Origin of the sequence: Streptomyces sp. WAC05292, assembly GCF_003949955.1 — a bacterium.
GTDB lineage: Bacteria > Actinomycetota > Actinomycetes > Streptomycetales > Streptomycetaceae > Streptomyces > Streptomyces globosus.
Genome location: NZ_RPSE01000621.1, coordinates 1 through 2,314, shown reverse-complemented (window position 1 = coordinate 2,314; position 2,314 = coordinate 1). Strand labels below are relative to the sequence as shown.

The 2,314-nt window shown below is 73.6% G+C and carries 2 protein-coding genes; one reads left to right on the top strand and one right to left on the bottom strand.

Annotation, left to right across the window (positions count from 1 at the left end):
* On the bottom strand, positions 1-853 hold an 853-nt coding region (locus EF903_RS31740), incomplete at its 3' end, for an RDD family protein (RefSeq protein WP_185902931.1).
* 99 nt (positions 854-952) lie between these two features.
* Here EF903_RS31740 and EF903_RS31735 point away from each other — a divergent pair.
* A complete protein-coding gene (locus EF903_RS31735; protein ID WP_125548420.1) occupies positions 953-1,960 on the top strand; it encodes a stage II sporulation protein M in 1,008 nt (335 codons plus the stop codon).
* Positions 1,961-2,314 lie beyond the last annotated feature (354 nt).

Below are 2,314 nucleotides of genomic sequence, written 5' to 3'. Positions count from 1 at the left end.
GGGCGGCCGGCCCGGCCGCCCCATACGCCCCGGGGGCCCCGTACGCCGGGGGCGGCTGGGCGGGGGCGTACGCACCGGCGCCCGCGCCCGGCAGCGCGCCGGCCGCCGGCCCGAAGGCCCGGGCGGCGTCCCGCGACTGCCGCTCGTGCACGACCGCCATCAGGAACGCCGCCGCCGGAACCCCGGCCGGCACCGCCGCCCCCGTACGGGCCGCCAGGTCGTCCGCGAGCCGCGCGGCCATCGCCGCGCCGACCTGCGGATCCAGCTGGCCCATCCGCGTCAGGTACTGCCGTACCGCCAGCCACAGCCCCTCAGGCACCGCCGACAGGTCCAGCCCCGTGAACCGCCCCGCCAGCCACGGCGGCGGAGGCGGCACCGGCATCACCTGCTGCCGCGGCACCCGCTCCCGGACGACGAGGGTCCCCGCGAACACGTCTCCGAGCCGCCGCCCCCGCTCCGACACCAGCGAGGCCGTGCACGCCACCGCCCCGAACGTCAGCAGCAGTTCCACGACCCCCATGGCCCCCCGCACCAGCGCGTGCCGGAACCGGATCGGCCCGCCGTCGTCCCGGACCACCCGCAGCCCGCAGGCCAGCTTGCCGAGCGACCGGCCCCCGCTGAGCGTCTCCACCGCGATCGGTACGCCGACCAGCCCCAGCACGAAACCCGACACCGCGACGGCGGCCTGCGCGGCCTCGTCCAGGGAGGCCGTCGCGAAGGCCAGCCCGACCGCGAGGGCCAGGTAGCCGGACAGGTAGACGGCGATGTCCAGGCAGTACGCGAGCCCCCGGCTCGGCAGCCGCGCGGGCCGCAGCCCCAGGACGACCGCGTCCCCCGTCACCAGATCGCTCACGCTGCGCACCCTCTCCCCGCGGCCGGACCCGCCCTCGGCGACCAGTCTGCCAAGCTGGCGGTGGAAGAAGTACGCCGGAGCAGGGGGAGCGGCAACCGGATGGATCTCGACGTCTTCGTCACGGCCCACCGCGCGGAGTGGGACCGCCTGGAACAGCTGCTCGGCCGCGGCCGCAGGCTGACCGGCGCGGAGGCGGACGAGCTGGTCACCCTGTACCAGCGGGCCTCCACCCACCTGTCGCTGATCCAGTCGAGCACCCCCGATGCCGTGCTGACGGGCCGGCTCACCCAGCTCGTCGCCCGGGCCCGCGCCACCGTCACCGGGGCCCGGCGCGGTAGCCCGCGGGACGCCGTCCGGTTCTTCACCTCCGCCTTCCCGGCCGCCGTGTACCTCAGCCGGCGCTGGTGGATCCCGACCGCGGTGCTGTCCACGCTGCTCGGGGTGCTGATCGGCTGGTGGGTCGCGGTGAACCCGGAGGTGCAGGCGTCCATAGCCGCGCCGGAGGAGCTGCGGGCGATGACCGAGCCCGGCGGCGGCTACGAGGCGTACTACTCCAGCCACCCGGCGGCGTCGTTCGCCGCACAGGTGTGGACGAACAACGCCCAGGCCGCGGCGGTCTGCCTGGTCGCGGGCGCGTTCCTGGGGCTGCCCGTGCTGTGGATCCTCTTCCTCAACATGGCGAACCTCGGGGTCGGGCTCGGCCTGATGGCGTCCGCAGGCCGCCTCGACGTCTTCCTCGGCCTGATCCTGCCGCACGGCCTGCTCGAACTGACGGCGGTGTTCGTCGCGGCGGGCACCGGCCTGCGCCTCGGCTGGACGGTCGTCGACCCCGGCCCGCGCACCCGCCGCGCCGCCCTCGCCGAACAGGGCCGTGCCGCGCTGGGCATGGCCATCGGGCTGGCGGCGGTCCTGTTCGTCTCCGGCCTCATCGAGGGCTTCGTGACCCCGTCAGGCCTGCCCACATGGGCGCGGATCGCGATCGGCGTCGCCGCGGAGGCGGTGTTCCTGGCGTACGTGTACGTCCTCGGGGGCCGGGCCGCGCGGGAGGGCGAGGTGGGCGACGTGGAGGCCGCGGACCGCACCGCGTCGCTGCCCACGGCGGCCTGATGTGCGGACGGGGCCGGTCAGCTGCTAGTCTCCTCGTCGTCCCGGAACGACCGTTGACACGGTCGCGACGGGGAGGTAGATTCGAACGGTTGCCTCGAACTGGACAGTTCGGCAGCAGCGGTTTAACATCTCTCTCGCCTCCGCAGGAATCGTGAATTCCCCGGAGTGCACTCGACTCCTCTTCAGGAATCCGAAGCCGGGAAATCCGGTGGAAAAGTTCTGATAGAGTCGGAACCGCCGGAAAGGGAAAGCGCGAAAGCGAAAACCCCGGAAAGCGGAGCGCGAAAGACTCTGATAGAGTCGGAAACGCAAGAACGAAAGCCCGGAGGAAAGCCCCAGTAAGTGTTACTGCGG

Bases quoted from the DNA above. Each gene is read 5' to 3' on its own strand.
- EF903_RS31735 (WP_125548420.1), top strand. From the start codon at position 953: ATGGATCTCGACGTCTTCGTCACGGCCCACCGCGCGGAGTGGGACCGC.